18 protein-coding genes are annotated in these 17,649 nt (G+C 43.6%); 17 read left to right on the top strand and 1 reads right to left on the bottom strand.

Annotated elements, in window-relative coordinates; genetic code table 11:
• Nucleotides 1–30: 30 nt before the first annotated feature.
• From D2V05_RS11860 to D2V05_RS11780, 17 genes are all read left to right on the top strand, one after another.
• Entirely contained in the window at nt 31–1,221 is a 1,191-nt protein-coding gene (locus D2V05_RS11860; protein WP_119647866.1) for an argininosuccinate synthase, read from the top strand.
• Nucleotides 1,214–2,188 (top strand): N-acetyl-gamma-glutamyl-phosphate reductase, encoded by a 975-nt coding sequence (gene argC, locus D2V05_RS11855; RefSeq protein ID WP_119647865.1) that lies wholly within the window; start codon nt 1,214–1,216, stop codon nt 2,186–2,188. Before D2V05_RS11860 ends, argC begins: the two co-directional genes overlap by 8 nt.
• Before the next feature lie 106 nt (nt 2,189–2,294).
• The gene (proC, locus tag D2V05_RS11850; RefSeq protein ID WP_119648000.1) at nt 2,295–3,089 is read left to right on the top strand and encodes a pyrroline-5-carboxylate reductase; all 795 of its coding nucleotides are present in this window, start codon (nt 2,295–2,297) and stop codon (nt 3,087–3,089) included.
• Nucleotides 3,090–3,091: 2 nt separating this feature from the next.
• Nucleotides 3,092–4,219 (top strand): aspartate aminotransferase family protein, encoded by a 1,128-nt coding sequence (locus tag D2V05_RS11845; protein WP_119647999.1) that lies wholly within the window; start codon nt 3,092–3,094, stop codon nt 4,217–4,219.
• Nucleotides 4,216–5,157 (top strand): Rossmann-fold NAD(P)-binding domain-containing protein, encoded by a 942-nt coding sequence (locus D2V05_RS11840; protein WP_119647864.1) that lies wholly within the window; start codon nt 4,216–4,218, stop codon nt 5,155–5,157. Before D2V05_RS11845 ends, D2V05_RS11840 begins: the two co-directional genes overlap by 4 nt.
• Nucleotides 5,154–5,900 (top strand): SDR family NAD(P)-dependent oxidoreductase, encoded by a 747-nt coding sequence (locus tag D2V05_RS11835; RefSeq protein ID WP_119647863.1) that lies wholly within the window; start codon nt 5,154–5,156, stop codon nt 5,898–5,900. Before D2V05_RS11840 ends, D2V05_RS11835 begins: the two co-directional genes overlap by 4 nt.
• Nucleotide 5,901: 1 nt before the next feature.
• Nucleotides 5,902–6,681: an acetylglutamate kinase gene (gene argB, locus D2V05_RS11830; protein ID WP_119647862.1), complete on the top strand. Its 780-nt coding sequence runs from the start codon at nt 5,902–5,904 to the stop codon at nt 6,679–6,681.
• Nucleotides 6,678–7,748, top strand: coding sequence for a M20 family metallo-hydrolase (locus D2V05_RS11825; RefSeq protein ID WP_119647861.1), 1,071 nt, complete (start codon nt 6,678–6,680; stop codon nt 7,746–7,748). Before argB ends, D2V05_RS11825 begins: the two co-directional genes overlap by 4 nt.
• A gap of 76 nt (nt 7,749–7,824) precedes the next feature.
• Nucleotides 7,825–9,111, top strand: a complete 1,287-nt coding sequence (gene argH, locus D2V05_RS11820; RefSeq protein ID WP_119647860.1) for an argininosuccinate lyase — start codon at nt 7,825–7,827, stop codon at nt 9,109–9,111.
• A 230-nt stretch (nt 9,112–9,341) separates the two neighbouring features.
• Nucleotides 9,342–9,797, top strand: a complete 456-nt coding sequence (locus tag D2V05_RS11815; RefSeq protein ID WP_220473550.1) for a hypothetical protein — start codon at nt 9,342–9,344, stop codon at nt 9,795–9,797.
• A 140-nt stretch (nt 9,798–9,937) separates the two neighbouring features.
• Nucleotides 9,938–11,536 (top strand): M1 family metallopeptidase, encoded by a 1,599-nt coding sequence (locus D2V05_RS11810; protein WP_119647858.1) that lies wholly within the window; start codon nt 9,938–9,940, stop codon nt 11,534–11,536.
• Between the two features lie 199 nt (nt 11,537–11,735).
• The gene (locus D2V05_RS11805) at nt 11,736–12,212 is read left to right on the top strand and encodes an Hsp20/alpha crystallin family protein (RefSeq protein WP_119647857.1); all 477 of its coding nucleotides are present in this window, start codon (nt 11,736–11,738) and stop codon (nt 12,210–12,212) included.
• A gap of 87 nt (nt 12,213–12,299) precedes the next feature.
• On the top strand, nt 12,300–12,785 hold the full coding sequence (locus D2V05_RS11800) for a hypothetical protein (protein ID WP_119647856.1): 486 nt from the start codon (nt 12,300–12,302) through the stop codon (nt 12,783–12,785).
• A 178-nt stretch (nt 12,786–12,963) separates the two neighbouring features.
• Complete coding sequence (locus D2V05_RS11795; RefSeq protein ID WP_119647855.1) at nt 12,964–13,524, top strand: hypothetical protein; 561 nt, start codon at nt 12,964–12,966, stop codon at nt 13,522–13,524.
• Nucleotides 13,525–13,686: 162 nt separating this feature from the next.
• On the top strand, nt 13,687–15,876 hold the full coding sequence (locus D2V05_RS11790; RefSeq protein WP_119647854.1) for a DUF5916 domain-containing protein: 2,190 nt from the start codon (nt 13,687–13,689) through the stop codon (nt 15,874–15,876).
• Nucleotides 15,877–16,035: 159 nt separating this feature from the next.
• Nucleotides 16,036–16,515, top strand: coding sequence for a DUF2975 domain-containing protein (locus D2V05_RS11785; protein ID WP_119647853.1), 480 nt, complete (start codon nt 16,036–16,038; stop codon nt 16,513–16,515).
• A 3-nt stretch (nt 16,516–16,518) separates the two neighbouring features.
• Entirely contained in the window at nt 16,519–16,734 is a 216-nt protein-coding gene (locus D2V05_RS11780) for a helix-turn-helix domain-containing protein (RefSeq protein WP_119647852.1), read from the top strand.
• A gap of 15 nt (nt 16,735–16,749) precedes the next feature.
• Here D2V05_RS11780 and D2V05_RS11775 read toward each other — a convergent pair whose 3' ends face one another.
• A complete protein-coding gene (locus D2V05_RS11775; RefSeq protein WP_119647851.1) occupies nt 16,750–17,595 on the bottom strand; it encodes a pseudouridine synthase in 846 nt (281 codons plus the stop codon).
• Nucleotides 17,596–17,649: the final 54 nt, after the last annotated feature.

The following is a 17,649-nucleotide window of genomic DNA, read 5'->3' as shown; positions in this document are numbered from 1 at the left end:
GAACTGACACTGAATTTAAAGAATTATAAAATGAAAAAATTAGTTTTAGCCTATAGCGGCGGATTGGATACCTCATACTGTGCCAAATCCCTTTCACAGGACGAAGGGTTTGAAGTGCATGCAGTAAGTGTGAATACGGGAGGCTTCAGCAAAGAGGAAATCAAAGAAATCGAGAAAAAGGCCCTTGCCTTGGGAGCTACCACCTATACCTCCATCGATGCGGTTTCCACTTTTTACGATACTGTGGTAAAATACCTCATCTTCGGAAACGTACTTCGTAACAATACCTATCCCCTTTCTGTAAGTGCGGAACGGATTGTACAGGCGTTGGAAATTGTAAAACACGCCAAAAAAATCGGCGCCAAATATATTGCACATGGCAGTACCGGAGCGGGTAACGATCAAGTAAGGTTCGATATGATCTTTCAGATATTGGCCCCAGAAATTGAGATCATCACCCCTATCCGAGACAAAAAATTGGCCAGGGAAGTAGAAATCGAATACCTAAAGGAAAACGGCATCGATTATCCTTGGGAGAAAGCCAAGTATTCTGTCAATAGGGGACTTTGGGGAACATCTGTTGGTGGTTCTGAAACCTTGACCTCTCATCTATCCTTGCCTGACAGTGCCTATCCGAGCCAGTTGGAAAAGGAACTTCCAAAAGAGGTGAAACTCACCTTCAAAAAAGGGGAATTGGTGGCTATTGATGGCGAAGAGAACCATCCAGTGGCCAATATTGAAAAGCTATCGGAAATCGCTTCCAAATATGCCATCGGCAGGGATATCCACGTGGGTGATACCATCATCGGGATCAAAGGTAGGGTCGGTTTTGAAGCCGCTGCTCCATTGATCATCATCAAGGCACATCACTTGTTGGAAAAACACACCTTGAGTAAATGGCAACAGTTCCAAAAAGAGCAATTGTCCAGTTTTTATGGCATGTTGTTACACGAGGGCCATTATTTGGATGAAGTAATGCGCAACATCGAGGCCTTTTTGGCCGACTCCCAAAAACACGTTTCAGGCGATGCTTTTGTGACCCTTTACCCATACCGTTTCGAATTGAACGGGATTTCATCCGAACACGATTTGATGAACGCTTCCTTCGGAAGTTATGGGGAAATGAACAAAGGTTGGACCGCTGATGACGCCAAGGGCTTCATCAAGATTTTGTCCAACTCGGGAAAAATTGCAAACCACGTAAATCAAGATTATGATTAAAACGGGAATCATTGGCGGTTCAGGATACACGGGGGGAGAGTTGATTCGAATTCTGCTCAACCATCCCCATGCCGAAATCGACTTTGTATATAGCACCACAAGGGCCGGAAAACCAATTTCCTCAGCACACCCAGACCTTTTGGGGATGACCAATTTGAATTTTTCCGGTGAAGTAAATCCGAATGTGGATGTAGTATTCCTTTGTTTGGGCCATGGAAATTCCACGGCATTTTTGAATGAAAATCCTTTCTCGGCAAGCACCAAGATCATCGACTTGAGCAACGATTTCAGGTTGCAGGCCGATTCCATTTTTAATGGTAAGCGTTTTATCTATGGGCTTCCGGAACTGAACAAGTCTGCCATTCAATCTGCAGAAGCGATAGCCAATCCCGGTTGTTTTGCCACAGCTATTCAATTGGCCTTGTTGCCTTTGGCCAAAGCAGATTTGTTGAACCATGAGATCCATGTGAATGCTGTAACAGGTAGCACTGGTGCAGGTGTAGGATTGTCCGCTACCTCGCATTTCAGTTGGAGGAACAACAATGTTTCATGGTACAAACCTTTTACCCATCAACATTTGGGTGAAATTGGGGAAAGTTTGAAATCTTTTGGCAATGCAGTGGGCAAATTGATGTTTTTACCGAATCGCGGCAACTTCACAAGAGGAATTTTGGCCACAGCCTATACCCAGTTTGAAGGTTCGTTGGATGATGCCAAAAAACTATATGCAGCTTTTTATAAAGATGCAGTTTTCACCCACATGTCCGAAGAGGAAATCAACCTGAAGCAAGTGGTGAACACCAACCAGTGCCATATCCATTTGCATAAGCATGATGATCTTTTGTTGGTGACCTCAGCCATCGATAATTTGTTGAAAGGCGCCTCTGGACAGGCGGTACAGAATATGAATCTAATGTTCGGCTTTCCAGAAACCGAAGGCCTGTTGTTAAAAGCTGGGGTATTTTAAACACGAACCCTGAGCGGAGTCGAAGGATTAAACAATCACATAAATGGATTCCCGCTGGAGTTTATGCTGAGCAAAGCGAAGTGCGGGAATGACAAACAAGAAAAATATGAAAATAGCCATCATAGGAGCAGGGAACTTGGGCTTGGCCATTGCCAAAGGGATTTTACATAGCAATGGGGCCACCACCATGTACCTCACCAAAAGGAACACCAAATCCATCAAAGATTGGGAAAAATACGGGAATGTGACCGTGACCTCTGATAATTTGGAGGCCATAAAAAATTCCGACATTCTGATTTTCGCCGTCCAGCCCGGTCATTTTACAACCTTGCTGGAGCAAAGCAAGGACCTGTTGACCGAAAAACATGTGATCATCAGCACCATCACCGGGTACAGCATCCCAAAGATTGAAAATAGCATCGGTACGGATAAATTCATTATCCGCAGTATGCCCAACACAGCCATTTCCGTGGGCAAGTCCATGACCTGTATTTGCAGCAACGAATTGGGCAAAAAACGTATTGATTTGGCCAAGGCTATCTTTAACCGTATGGGGCATACTTTGGAAATTCCCGAGGATCAAATGCAGGCCGCCACGGTAATCTGCGCCAGTGGTATTGCCTTTTGGATGCGCTTGATCCGTGCCACTACCCAAGGCGCCATTCAATTAGGGTTCGATGCCAAGGAAGCCCAAGAACTGGCCATGCATACCTGCAATGGGGCCGCTAGTCTTTTGATCGAATCAGGTAGCCACCCCGAAGAGGAAATCGATAGAGTGACCACACCCAAAGGGTGCACCATTGAAGGCTTGAACGAAATGGAACACCAAGGTTTAAGTTCCTCTTTGATCAAGGGCATTGTGAGTTCCTATGAAAAAATCAGCCATATCAGAAAAGGATGACCATGAAATTATTCGACGTATACCCACTTTATGATGTAACCCCAGTGTCCGCAAAGGGTATTGAGGTTTGGGATGACAAAGGACAAAAATATCTGGATTTCTATGGCGGTCACGCCGTAATTTCTATCGGCCATACGCACCCACATTATGTTAAGCGCATTGAGGATCAATTGGAGAAAATTGCCTTTTACAGCAACTCCGTACAAAATCCTGTGCAACAAGCATTGGCAGAAAAATTGGGCAAACTGTCCGGCTGTGAGAATTATGACCTTTTCATGTGTAATTCAGGGGCCGAAGCGAATGAAAATGCCTTGAAAATGGCTTCCTTTCACACCGGAAAAGCCAAGGTAATTGCATTCAAGAACAGTTTTCATGGACGTACCTCTGCGGCTGTGGCCGCTACGGACAACCCAAAGATCAATGCACCCATCAATTTACAGCAAGAAGTTACTTTTTTGCCGTTGAACGATTTTGAGGCCTTTGAAAAAGCCATTACCTCTGATTCCTATTGTGCCGTGATCTTGGAGGCCATTCAAGGAGTGGGTGGCTTGGATGAACCGACTACTGCATTTTACCAATTCATTGCCGAAAAATGCAAGGAAAACAATGTGGTTTTGATTGCCGATGAAGTACAATCTGGCTATGGAAGAAGTGGAAAATTCTTCGGGTTTCAGCATCACGGCATCCAGCCCGATATTATTTCCATCGCCAAAGGGATGGGCAACGGTTTCCCTGTGGGCGGGGTGTTGATCCATGAATCCTTTAAACCTTCCTACGGACTTTTGGGCACCACTTTTGGTGGTAACCATTTGGCCTGTGCGGCAAGTTTGGCCGTATTGGAAGTATTGGAATCCGAGAACTTGATTGAGAATGCTTCGGAATTGGGAATCTATTTCAGGGAAAAAGCGACCGAGGTTCCCGAAATCATCAAAGTAAAGGGTAAAGGTCTGATGATCGGGCTAGAATTTGATTTTGAGGTAGCCGAACTGCGCAAAAAACTGATCTATGACTACCATATGTTCACGGGTAGCGCCAACAACAAAAAGTTGCTGCGATTTTTACCGGCATTGAACATCACCAAGGCACACATCGATCTATTCTTTGACGCGCTCAAAAAAGCATTGAAATGAAGCACTATTTATCAGTAAACGATATCGACTCCCTCCCCGATTGGGTGGAGGAAGCAATCAACCTAAAAAAAGACCCCTATCAATTTGAGGATTTGGGCAAACGCAAAACCTTGTGCCTATTATTTTTCAATAACAGTCTACGGACCCGTTTAAGCACCCAAAAAGCGGCCATGAACCTTGGAATGGAAGTCATGGTCATGAATTTTGGCAACGAGGGTTGGGCCTTGGAATATGGAGATGGTACTATTATGGACCAAGGCACATCGGAACATATCAAAGAAGCGGCCCAGGTGGTTTCGCAATATTGCGACATTGTAGCGCTCAGGGCATTTGCTGGTTTGGTGGACAAAGCAAAAGACGAAGCAGAGGAAGTGATCAACGGGTTTGCCAAATATGCTTCTATTCCGGTGGTGAATATGGAAAGTTCCGTGGGGCACCCCCTTCAGGCCTTGGCAGACGCCATCACCATGGCAGAAAACAAGAAAAAAGCAAGACCCAAAGTGGTTTTGTCCTGGGCACCACATCCAAAGGCATTGCCCCATGCAGTTGCCAATTCCTTTGTACAGATGATGAAACTGCAAGATGCGGAATTTGTCATCACCCATCCAAAGGGATATGAATTGAATCCGGAAATCACGGAAGGCTGCCAAATTGAGCATGACCAACAAAAGGCCCTTGAAAATGCGGATTTTGTCTATGTGAAAAACTGGAGCAATTATGCCGATTACGGCAAAGTGGTGAACAAAGATTTGAACTGGACCATGACAGAGGAAAAATTGGGAAAGGCCAAATTCATGCATTGTTTGCCCGTTCGTAGAAACATAGTGGTGGAAGATGCTGTGTTGGACGGAACACAATCCTTGGTGGCCGAACAGGCCAAAAACCGGATTTTTTCGGCCCAGATTGTATTGAAAAAGATTTTGGAGCAGAACAAATGAAATTAAAGGATAAGGTCTGTATTGTAACGGGTGCAACAAGCGGAATGGGTAAAGCCATTGCCGAAACATTTTCTTCGGAAGGTGCCAAGCTTGTGTTATCCGGTCAAAATAGGGAACGGGGCCAAAACCTGGAAAAGCAATTGGGCAATTCCATTTTTTTGGCTGGCGATGTAACAGATCCTATCTATAACGAACAATTGGTACAATTGGCCATGGAAACCTTTGGTCAGTTGGACATCCTTTCTTTGAATGCGGGCATTCTTGGGTTAGGATACGTTGAAGCGTTGGAAATCGACACTTGGCACAAGACCCTCGACACGAATTTGAGTTCCATATTTTATCTTTGTAAGTATGGATTGCCTCACTTGAAAGAAGGGGCTGGGGGACACATTTTGATCAATGCTTCCATAGCGGCATTCAAGAGTTTTCCTAACCATCCAGCGTATTGCGCATCAAAAGCTGGAGCCATTGCATTGATGAAACAACTGGCCGTGGAGTACGCCCCAAAGATTCGGGTGAATGCCATTTGTCCTGGACCAGTGGACACCCCGCTGCTGTGGGAATCGGCCAAGGCCTTTGAAAACCCGGAAACGGCTGTGGCCAAAGCAGAAAAAGCAACGTTATTGAAAAGATTGGGTACTCCAGAAGATATAGCCAAGCTGGCGCTATTTATGGTATCGGAGGAAAGTTCCTGGATCACCGGGACTGCGATAACCATTGATGGGGGCATAATAAACACATAGAATGAAACAAAAACTATCCGTAATAAAAATAGGAGGCAACCTCATAGAAGACCCTAAAGGGTTTGAACATGTGCTGGGCCTATTTTCCAAAATGGAAGGGAATAAAATTTTGGTGCACGGCGGTGGCAAAAAAGCAACCGAACTAGGCAACAAACTGGGTATTGAAAGCCAAATGGTTAACGGAAGAAGGATTACGGACCCGGAAACCCTTGACATTGCCGTAATGGTCTATGGCGGTTTGGTGAGCAAAAATATCGTAGCCAAACTACAGGCTCTAGGAACCGATGCCATAGGTATGAGTGGTGCCGATGCCAATACGATCCAAGCACACAAAAGACCCATTAAAAAAGTGGATTTTGGTTTGGTGGGCGATGTGGACAAGGTAAATGCCTATGCCATTTTCAAGTTGCTACAAGCCGGATTTACCCCTATTTTTTGTGCCTTGACCCATGACGGAAGAGGGCAATTGCTCAACACGAATGCTGATACCATTGCCGCCGAATTGGCGATTGCCATGTCCGAACAATTCGAAACCACCCTGTATTACTGTTTTGAGAAAAAAGGGGTTTTACAGGATGTGGAGGATGAAAATTCGGTGATCAAACACATCGATTCCAAGACCTATGATGAGCTTTTGGCCTATGGTATCATTGCCGATGGAATGCTCCCCAAATTGCACAATTGCTTCTACGCTTTGCGCAACCATGTAGCGAAAGTTTGTGTGGGGAACAGTGAAATGCTCGATCAGAGCAATGTGGAATATACGACCCTTACTTTATGACGATATCCCAAGACATATTGACCCAAAAAGCCATAGCACTACTGAAAGAGCTCATTTCCATCCCTTCCTTTTCTGGTGAAGAGGACAAAACAGGGGATGCCATTGAAGCCTTCTTGCAGGGTTTTGGCATAAAAACGGAACGCCAGTATCACAACATCTATGCTTTCAATAAGTATTTTGATGAAAGCAAGCCTACCCTTTTGCTCAATTCGCACCACGATACGGTAAAACCGAACAGCGCCTACACCAAAGATCCTTTTTATCCTCATGTTGAAGATGGTAAGTTGTACGGTTTGGGCAGCAACGATGCAGGTGGATGCCTGGTTTCGTTGTTGGCCACCTTTGTTCATTTTTACGACAAGGAAGGGTTGAGCCATAACATCATCATGGCGGCAACTGCGGAAGAAGAGGATGCTGGCGATAAAAGCTTGCGCGGCCTATTGCCCATCCTTCCAAAAATTGACGTGGCCGTGGTTGGCGAACCCACTTTGATGGATCTTGCCATTGCCGAAAAAGGTCTTGTGGTCTTTGATGCCGTGGTAGAAGGTACGCCTTCACACGCTGCACATCCGAACGACAACAATTCCATTTACAACACCATTCCCGTGTTGCAATGGTTCAAGGATTATAGGTTTGAAAAGATTTCCGAAGCTTTGGGTGAAGTTAAAATGACTGTTACCCAGATCAACGCTGGAAAACAACATAATGTGGTTCCCGCGCAAGTGGATTTGGTAGTGGATGTTCGGGTGAACGACTGTTATACCAACCAGGAAATTTCAGATAGGTTGCAACGAGAGGCCCCCTGCAAAATGACACCTCGCTCGTTACGCTTGAATTCATCCTGCATTGATCCCAACCATGCCTTGGTAAAAAGCGGTCTGGCGTTGGGTAGAAAAACCTATGGTTCTCCTACGTTGTCCGATCAGGCGGCATTGAGTTGCCAATCGGTGAAACTGGGACCTGGCGACAGCACGCGTTCCCACTCTGCCAACGAATTCATTTTTGTGGATGAAATTGAGGAAGGCATCGACCTGTATATTAAAATCCTTTCAGGATTTTTACAATAAACAATGAACAATAATCAATTACCAATTTACATTCAGCCATTGTACATTGTTAATTGTTAAATGACAATTGAAAAGTATGAAACTCTGGGACAAAGGTTTTAGCACCGATAAAAAAATAGACCATTTTACCGTGGGCAACGACCGCGAACTAGATTTGGTACTCGCCAAATACGATGTGATCGCATCCACCGCACACGCCAAAATGTTGGGCAAGGTGGGTTTGATCACCGAAGAAGAAGCCAAGGATTTGGTAAAGGCGTTAGGTGAAATCGGTAAGGATATCGAAAAGGGTAATTTCACCATTGAGGACGATTTTGAGGACATGCATTCTAAAATCGAATTCATCCTGACCGAAAATTTGGGCGATACCGGTAAAAAAATCCACTCGGCACGATCCAGGAACGACCAAGTTTTGGTGGCCATGCAATTGTACCTGAAAGAAGAACTTACCGAAATCAGGGAGCAGGTAAAATCGCTGTTCGACCTGTTGATGAAGCTTGCCGAAAAACACCAGAACGTGCTTTTGCCAGGCTATACCCACCTTCAGATTGCCATGCCATCCTCTTTTGGGCTTTGGTTTTCTGCCTATGCCGAAAGCTTGATTGATGACCTGTACTTTGTACAGGCCGCCCATAAAATCGCAGATCAAAATCCCTTGGGAAGTGCTGCTGGTTACGGAAGTTCCTTCCCTATAGATAGAACGTTCACTACTACGGAAATGGGTTTTGAGACCTTAAAATACAATGTGGTAGCCGCCCAAATGGGACGCGGGAAAGTAGAAAAAGCTGCTGCTTTTGGCATTTCCAGCGTGGCTGCCACCCTATCCAAAATGGCGATGGACATTTGTCTGTACATGAGCCAGAACTTTGATTTTATTTCATTCCCCAATGAATTGACCACGGGCAGCAGCATCATGCCGCATAAAAAGAATCCCGATGTGTTCGAGTTGATCCGTGCCAAGTGTAATAAGATTCAAGCAGTACCCAACCAACTCACCTTGATCACCAATAATTTGCCCAGTGGCTACCACCGTGACCTTCAATTGGTGAAGGAAGTGATTGTACCCGCCTTGCAGGACATGCAGGCCTGTTTGGAACTGATGACCTTTAGTTTGAAGGAAATTAAGGTGAACCCCAAGATTTTGGACGACCCTAAATACGATTATCTCTTCAGTGTGGACACCTTGAACGAACTCGTAAAAAGTGGAATGCCGTTCCGAGATGCCTATAAAACTATGGGCAAGGCCATTGAAAATGGCAATTTTAAACCCAAAAAGGACATTGAGCATACCCATGAAGGCAGTTTAGGGAATCTGTGTTTGGAGCAGATAAAGGAGAAAATGGAGAAGGTGCTGGGTTCGTAAAAAACGCTAACTTAACTTACCTGTGCTGAACTCCTGCCTTTTGCAGACATGGTGTTCAGTATCGGTCGATACAATTCACTCTGCACTGAGTGTAGTCGAAGTCTTAAAAGGAATCATATCTTAGAACGTTGTACCCCATTATGAAAAAACACTTATTTTGGATTTTAATTCTTGCAACTTTCGTTTTTTCTTGTAAAAAAAATAAATCGGAAAACACAAACGGGCATAATATGAAAAATGAGTTTGTCTCAAGAATTCACACAACGGAATTAGAAACTGACTTATACCAACTTTTGGGAAAAACTTCATTGGAAAAACACATTTCGGACTTTAATAATGTGAACTGGAAAAGTAATTACGAGAAGGAATTTAACTCAATGGACTTCAATATGCCCGATTTGGAGGTTTTAAGCAAAAATGACTCAAAATATCTTTCGGTTAGTATTGCACCAAATACGGACGACACCTATCAATTCATTATTGGACTTGGAACTCATTTAGAGACAGACAATCCAAATATTCCGAATCGGAAAGTTAAACTCTATATGACAGAATCGGACAATGAAGAAGTACCAAAAAAATTTATTGAACTGTTCTTCAAAAGGGATTTTGCAAAAATAAACACGGAACTGGATCAATTGTATTTGATGGACGAAGTTGAAGATGTATATATCAATAAAAAATAACCTGGCACAACAATGGCTATAGGTAATTGCTTATTCTCGCCTACTTCTGAAAATCCTTAAGGAATTTCAGTTCCGCACAAAAATTACAAAAGCTCTTGCCCAAAATTGTATCTTGAACCATCAATTGTAGTGGTTTCGTTATGCAACAAAAAATTCTAACCTCCCTTCTGGCTTTTGCCTTGGTTTCTCTCTTAGGAAATGCCCAAGATCTTTATCCCAAAAATGAATCCGTAGATATTCAAAACTACGTTTTCGGACTTAGCTTGAACGATGAAAACAACGAAATAAAGGGTGAGGCAGAGATTACGGTTTCCTTCAAATCGGAAGCTGTTCCTTTTTCCTTGGACCTCATTCAAAAATCGGGGGAATTTGGTATGGAAGTCACCGAAGTTTTGGAAGGCACTACACCTGCCAATTATTCCTATGCGGATAACAAAATCAACATTGTTCCCACTACTTCCGAAAGCAACACCCAGACCTATACCATAAAATACCGCGGCATTCCCGAGCGGGGCCTCGTCATTTCTACGACCAAATTTGGAAAACGTTCCTTTTTTGGAGACAACTGGCCCAATTTAGCGCGGCACTGGCTTCCCTCCGTGGATCATCCGTATGATAAAGCAAGTGTGGAGTTCCGTATTACCGCTCCCGACCATTATGATGTGGTGGCAACCGGCAAAAAACAGGAAGAGAGCAATCTGGAGAACGGGTACAAACTCACCATTTACCAAGAACCGGCCCCCGTGGCCACCAAGGTCATGACCATTGGGGTGACCGAATTTGCATCAAGGGTGGTTGGTGAAGTGCACAACATTGAGGTTTCCGCATGGGTATACCCACAGAACCGATTGGAAGGCTTTGGCGATTATACCGTGGCGAAGGACGTTCTGGAGTATTTCATCAATCACATCGGCCCCTATTCGTATGCCAAATTGGCCAATATGCAGGCCAAGACGCAGTGGGGTGGACTCGAAAATGCAGGTACTATTGCCTATTTTGAGAATTCCGTGACCAGGAACAAAACTGTGGAGCCCTTGATCGCCCATGAGATTGCCCATCAATGGTTTGGGAATTCGGCTACCGAAAAAAGCTGGAACCACGTATGGCTCAGCGAGGGGTTTGCCACCTATTTCTGCATTCTTTATTTGGAAAGCGTGTATGGCGACGAGCGAAGAAAAGAGGAATTGGCCATTGACAAAAAAGAGATTTTTGAATACTACCTCAAAAATCCATCCCCGATCGTAGACCTCACCATCAAAGACCCCATGAAGGTTCTGAGCACCAACACCTACCAAAAAGGAGGTTGGGTATTGAACATGCTGCGTCATAAGTTGGGCAACCATACCTTTTGGGAAGGCATTCAAAAGTATTATGCTACCTACCAAAACAGCAATGCCCTTACCGACGATTTCCGTCATGTGATGGAAGAGGCATCAGGCCAAGATTTAGAGGCTTTCTTCCAACAATGGTTGTTCACCAAAGGACACCCTCAATTAAAATGGAACTGGGAGTATAAAAAAGGGAAGGTCATCTTCCATTTGGAGCAAATACAGGATCACCATGTGTTTCAATTTCCTTTGGAAATCGGATTGGTCAAGAATGGGCAGACCACAGCGGAAACCATTGAGGTGAAAGAACGGTCCCAAAGTTTCGAGATCAAAACAAAGGACCGACCTGATGATATTGTACTGGACCCCAACCAATGGACACTCTTTCAAGAAATGGACAATACACCATGACACTTTGAGGCTGTCATTTTTAAGCTTCGAAATGTCAGTTTGACATTTTTTTACAACATCAGTTTAACAAATTTACCTTCAGAGTCTTAAAATTCCGTAAAAATGAATCCGAACAGATTCCCTTTGAAACTGTTTGGCATTTTTTTTGTCATGTGCCTATTGAAAATTTGAATTATTGTCTAACTAAAATTTAGCAGTTATGAGTAATCTAGTTGCAACAAAGAATGGAAGTGTGGCAAAACCAAATTCAAATGGCCTAACCTTCCCTATGTGGTCCTCTTGGATCGACGAGCTTTTTAACAGGGAACTCCCCACAGTGTTCACTTCAAATTTTAATACTGGAATTACCCTTCCAAAGGTGAATATTAGGGAAACCAAGGATTCCTATTATGTGGACATGGCGGTACCTGGATTGAAAAAATCGGATTTCTCGATTGATCTGGACAACCAAGTACTTTCCATAAGTGCGGAGACCCAAAATGAAAATCAGGAAACCGAACAAAATTACACACGCAGGGAGTTTGGATATGCTTCTTTCAGGCGTTCTTTTTCGCTACCCGAAACGGTGAACGAGGATAAGATCAAAGCGGAGTACAGAGAAGGCCTGTTAAGCATCCATTTGCCCAAAAAAGATGAGGCAGTACAAAAACCTGCCCGGAGCATTAAAATATCTTAAAAAAGAGGCCAAAATTTGGCCTCTTTTTCTCTTAATAAATGAAAGAACACACATGAAAAGAATTGTTTAACCATAAATGTTTGGGATATGAAGAATATAGCCTTTCTCCTTTTAAGCTCCCTGATCTGCTTTGGTTGCAATGGGCAAAACAAGCCCGATGACAAAAAAGCAGATGCAGCCAGTGTGACCCAAGAACAGCCCAAGGGCAACTGGAAAGTAAACCGTGAATTTGACAAGGACGGTAACCTGATCCGGTACGACTCCATTTACACCTGGTCCTCTTCGGATTATGCCGATAAATTGGATCGCATGGACAAGGATAGTTTGTTGCAGTCCTTCACCTCAAGGTTTTCGGGCGACTTTTCTCCGTTCAATGAGGAGGATTTTCACAGCTTTTTTGCCGATGATTCCCTGTTCACCCAACGGTTTTTTAAAGAGGATTTCTTTGAAAGCCCCATTGGCAAGGACTTTATGGATCTGGACGAAATCCAGAAACGCATGCTGGACATGCAAAAGAAATTCTTGGAACAATACGGCCAAAAACCGCAAACCCAAGAGCCGAAGCAAAGTTGAATAGCTGAGTTTTGTTTGAAAAAAGGATTCCCCACACAGCACAGGTGTTGGGGATTTTTGTTTTGGAGAACCTCTTTAATCCAAAAACACCATCCATTCAATTACACGGAAATTTTTGGTTTTGAATGGTTAACTTCACTTACCGGTAGTTGGTGTAATTAGAAAACCGAATTTCCAAATGAAGTTAAAGAGTATATTAATTATAATCGGACAAGTGATTACAGTTTTATTGTTTCTTCTTTTGGGTTTTCTATTGATAGATATGAAAATCCCTGGGAATGGAGCCATTTGTGACCCTGAACAAATAATGCTACTCAGAACTTGGATATTTTTTATTCTACTTGGTATTGGATTGTTTATTAACTCTTGGATTTTCTATTCGAAATGGAAAAAATATAGGATTGGAATAATCTCAATGGTATTATTTTTCTTTTTCCTCTCTATTTTCTTGAGGCAAATAATAATGCTAATTAATTATGGGAAAGAGATTAATCTGATAGAGGGAAATGACCCAGTTTACATCAAAATAAAACTATATGACAACGGGAAATTCTTTGCATACACCTATGATGCAAGTTGTGAAAGTGAAAACATTGGAACATATAAATTGACCGACAACAAATTGATTTTCAAATTTAAGAGGGAAAAATCTGAATACTTAGGGACTGAATACCGAATTGAAAATAATTTGGTTGACTGTTTAGATTGTGAAAACAAATATCAACTAAAAATAAAATAACTACTCCCAACAATGGCTATAAGCACCATTACCCTAAACACATCATCTCCAATAAAAGTATTTTTTTACCAATCCCTCAATCCAAAACCAAAAAAATTATACTCTTCTTGATTTATCATTATAAAACCGAGTAATTTCTTATTTTTAGCGTACAAACTAAAAATGACCGACCCATACTTGAAATCCCCTGCACTCCTATTGGCCTTGCTGCTTTTTGGTGTCTACTCCTTTGCCCAAAAGAAAAATGCAGCCTATAACATACATATTCAAAAAACCGAAGAAAACTTTACCATAGATGGCAAGGGAGACGAAGCCACCTGGCAAACGGCAGAGCCCGCCAACGACTTTTTTATGGTACTCCCAATGGACGACCGCAAGGCTACCCAACCTTCGGAGGTAAAAATGGCCTATGACGACAAACACCTGTACCTCCTGGCCACTTTTTTCAAAACCCCTGGGAACACCTATGTGGTGGAGTCGCTACGAAGGGATTTCAATTTTGGGGGCAACGATAATTTTCTGTTGTTCATGGACCCCTTCAACAACCAGACCACCGGATTCAGTTTTGGGGCCAATGCCTATGGCGCGCAATGGGACGGCACCATGTCCAACGGGGGCAGTGTGGACCTGAACTGGGACAGTAAATGGGTTTCGGAAGTACAACATTACGAAGACAAATGGGTGGTGGAAATGGCCATTCCTTTTAAATCCATCCGTTATGAAAAAGGGGTCAAGGAATGGGGCATCAACTTTTCCCGTTTGGATATCAGCACCAATGAAAAGTCGAGCTGGACACCCATTCCCAGGCAATTCCCAACGGCGTCTTTGGCGTTTACAGGTAATCTGGTTTGGGACAATCCACCCCCAGATCAAGGACTCAACTATTCCCTGATTCCTTATGTGTTGGGAACGGTTGGTGATTCAAGCATTGATGGTATTACGTATGACAACGACTTCAAGGTGGGTGGCGATGTAAAGTTGGGACTTTCCTCTTCCTTGAACCTTGACCTAACCATCAACCCGGATTTTTCGCAGGTGGATGTGGACCGTCAAGTGGCCAACTTGACCCGTTTTGAACTCTTTTTTCCTGAAAGAAGGCAGTTTTTCCTTGAAAATGCGGATCTGTTCTCCAGTTTTGGGTACGAGACCATACGTCCGTTCTTTTCACGCCGTATTGGTTTGGGGGTCCCCATTATTGCGGGTGCTCGGGTCAGTGGCAACCTCAACCGGAACCTCCGCTTGGGCCTTATGGACATGCAGACGGAAAAAGTGGACGAGACCGGATTGCCTAGCCAAAACTTTGCGGTATTATCCTTGCAGCAAAAGGTGTTTTCACGTTCCAACATCGGCCTGATGTTCGTCAATAAAGAATCTATGGATTATGATGCCTTGGCCGATAGTTTAAAGACCACTTATACCAAGTTCAACCGAAACCTTGGGTTGGAATACAACTTGGCATCCAGTGACAATAAGTACACAGGGAAACTTTTCATGCTCAAATCCTTTGGGCCAGAATCCAAGGAAAACGGTTTTGCACAAGGGGCCCATTTGGCATACAGCAGTAGACAATGGAACTGGCGTGTGCAACAGGAATATATTTCGGAGAATTTTGTGTCCGAAGTGGGTTTTGTACCGAGGAACAATTACATCAAGTTCAATGGTTCGGCCGGCTATCTGTTTCTTCCGGCAAGTGAAACGGTGGTCAGCCATGGCCCCACTTTTACGGGGCAATACTTTTTTGATCCCAGCATGCATTCCACCGACTATGTGAGTATTTTGGGATATCAAGTCAATTTTTTAAACCGAAGTTCCTTTAACCTCAACCTCTTTAACGAATATGTGGAACTTTTGGCTCCTTTTGATCCCACCAATACGGATCAAGAAGAATTGGCCGCCGGAACACGTCACCATTGGAACGGCGTTTACATGGAGTACAGTTCAAAACCCAAAAGTCTTTTTACCTATTCATTTTCAAGTCGTTTGGGACGTTATTTTTCAAGTGGCTATCGTACGAACCTGAACGCTCAACTAGGGTACCGCTTTCAGCCCTATGTGAGTCTGGGAGCTACTTTGAGCTATAACAATCTGGATCTGCCCAGTCCTTGGTATACCACCGATTTTTGGCTCGTGGGTACAGAGGCCTATATTACCTTTACGAACAAATTATTTTGGTCCAACCTGTTCCAGTACAACGAGCAGAGCCGAAACTTTAGCCTCAATTCACGGTTTCAGTGGCGATATACTCCAGCATCCGACCTGTTCTTGGTATTCAACAGCAACGAACAATTGTCGCCACTGGAAGGAAAGGTATGGTCGTTGACCTTAAAGATGACCTATTGGTTTAATCGGTGATTTTATAGGGCATTTTACACAAAACAACCTTGCATAATCAATAAGGAATATTGGCAGCCTTCATCGATATCCATTCTATAATTATTGTTTTTCAATTTTTATTTACTGTTTTTCAATAAATATATTTACTTTTGAAATATCGTATTCAAAGTATTCATCATGAAAAAAACATCTATTCTATTTCTTCAAGGTGTTGTGGTGCTCATCGGAATTTTGGCCCTTTTCCTTTTGATCCGGTTTCCGATGATGGAAGGAAGAGCCCAAAATCTGGATTTGTTCAGCATTTATTCCGACCCTTTCATTTTGTATGGGTATGCCTCCTCCATCGCCTTTTTTATAGCCCTATACAAAGCGTTTAAACTGCTCGGATATATTTCTCAGGAAAAACTGTTCTCCACCAACTCCATCAAAATGTTGAGAAGCATTCGCTATTGCGCCATTGCATCGGGCATCCTAATTGTATTGGCCGGACTTTACATTATGTTTTTCCATCACAAAGATGATGATCCTGCCGGTTTTCTGGGCATGTGTATCCTGACCACTTTTATCTGTATCGCAGTGGCAACCGCCATAGCCGTATTGGAAAGAATATTGCAAAATGCCGTGGACATGAAATCTGAAAACGACCTAACCATTTAAGCTATGCCGATTGTTGTAAACGTGGACGTGATGATGGCAAAGCGAAAAATGTCATTGAACGAACTCTCAGAAATTGTGGGGCTCACCTTGTCCAACCTTTCCATTCTAAAAACAGGCAAAGCTAAGGCCATACGCTTCAGTACGTTGGAAGCCATTTGTAAGGCCCTGGACTGCCAGCCCGGGGATATTTTGGAATATGTCAGTGACGATGAAGGATAGCGTTGTTCCCTAAGGTTACTTGATCATCTTCAAATTGATTACCTCTTGCTCGGTCAAATGACGCCAATGGCCTCTTGGTAGATCTTTTTTGGTAAGACCGGCAAAGATCACACGGTCCAGTTTGGTCACTTCGTAGCCTAAATGTTCAAAGATGCGGCGTACGATCCGGTTACGACCACTGTGGATTTCAATACCCAATTCCCTCTTAGGGGCTCCTTGGATAAAACTGATGCTGTCCACCTCGATCGGACCATCTTCCAGTTCCAGGCCTGCTTCAATTTTATGAAGATCGGCAACGCTCAAACTCTTGTCCAAATGCACATGATAAATCTTGCGCACGCCATGCTTGGGATGGGTGAGCTTTTTGGTCAAGTCACCATCATTGGTAAAGAGCAACAGGCCCATGGTATTCCGGTCCAACCGTCCCACAGGCAATAAACGGGCGTTACTGGCACTGGAAATCAATTCCATTACGGTGCGTCTCCCCTTTTCGTCGCTGGTGGTGGTGATAAAGTTTTTGGGTTTGTTCAGCAGGATGTATTCCTTCTTCTCCATACTGAGCCTTTTGCCATCAAAACGGACATCATCAGAACGTTTTACCTTGTAACCCATTTCGGTGACAGGTTTGCCGTTCACTGTTACGTTACCGGCGGCGATATAGGTGTCCGCTTCCCTTCGGGAACAAATACCGGCATTGGCAATGTATCGGTTCAAGCGGATCTCATCGGGATTGGATTTTTTTGGTGGAACTGCCTTTTTGGGTTTTGGGGCAAATTTTTTGCCGTATGGTTTTGGGGAATTGCCCCCTTCACGGCCGCTTCTTGAAGGTTTACCTTTTCGGTTATTGTCTGATCTCGTCATCAGTCATCAATTTTTTGCAAATGTAGTCTTTTTCAGGTCCAAAAAACCTCGGGG

Source organism: Flagellimonas pelagia, from assembly GCF_003584135.1.
In the GTDB taxonomy this organism is placed as follows: Bacteria; Bacteroidota; Bacteroidia; order Flavobacteriales; family Flavobacteriaceae; genus Flagellimonas; species Flagellimonas pelagia.
This window is presented reverse-complemented; position numbering and strand designations above follow the sequence as displayed.